Origin of the sequence: Alkalibacterium indicireducens, assembly GCF_039522005.1 — a bacterium.
In the GTDB taxonomy this organism is placed as follows: domain Bacteria; phylum Bacillota; class Bacilli; order Lactobacillales; family Carnobacteriaceae_A; genus Alkalibacterium; species Alkalibacterium indicireducens.
This window is the reverse complement of record NZ_BAAADA010000036.1, coordinates 3105-3782: the sequence shown is the minus strand read 5'-3', so window position 1 is coordinate 3782 and position 678 is coordinate 3105. Positions and strand designations below refer to the sequence as shown.

Annotated in this window: 1 protein-coding gene; it reads left to right on the top strand. The window is 37.6% G+C overall.

Annotation, left to right across the window (positions count from 1 at the left end; genetic code table 11):
• Positions 1 to 437: 437 nt before the first annotated feature.
• Positions 438 to 678: IS200/IS605 family transposase (tnpA, locus tag ABFX15_RS02585; RefSeq protein WP_346023962.1), on the top strand; the 241-nt coding region annotated here is incomplete at its 3' end.

The window sequence follows — 678 nt, the reverse complement described above, 5'->3', positions numbered from 1 at the left end:
TAGATTAAGGGTCTTCTTTCTTTTTGTCTAGGTCGAATTTCCCCTCTTCCGACATTAATTTTACACATAGAAATGAATCATGAATGATAGTCAAAGGATAAATTAGTATCACCCTCATATGACTATTTATTTTTTTCTGGAATGAAGATGAAATGGTCTATCCCCATCATACCAGTCTTTTTTTAGAGGTCATATGATAAGGATGGACAGTTTCTCTATCACTCCACTTTTTTAACTTATGCGGTCAGGCCTTTTGCCCCTCACTCAAACACTTTAACGTAATTCCGAAAGAAGTCTCCCACTTCTAAGCGTATGGGTGCGAAGCACCGGTGAAAGTGGGAGATGAATTTCGGTCAAGCGATAGCTTGAAGTGGTTAATCTGTCCTTTTTGTTGTATACTATATTCAGTGGTAACCAACAGAAAGGAAGTGATATCAATGGAATTGGACAACAACAATCATTCAGTATTCTCGATGTATTACCACCTTGTCTTAGTTATAAAGTATCGAAGAAAAGTCATCACGCCCCCTGTTTCAGATTACGCCAAAGATATGTTTCTAAGCATTAGTACAAACTACAACATCACTCTCATCGAATGGAATGAAGATAGAGACCACATTCATATCCTGTTCAAAGCTCACCCTAACACAGAATTGTCCAAATTCATCAATGCCTACA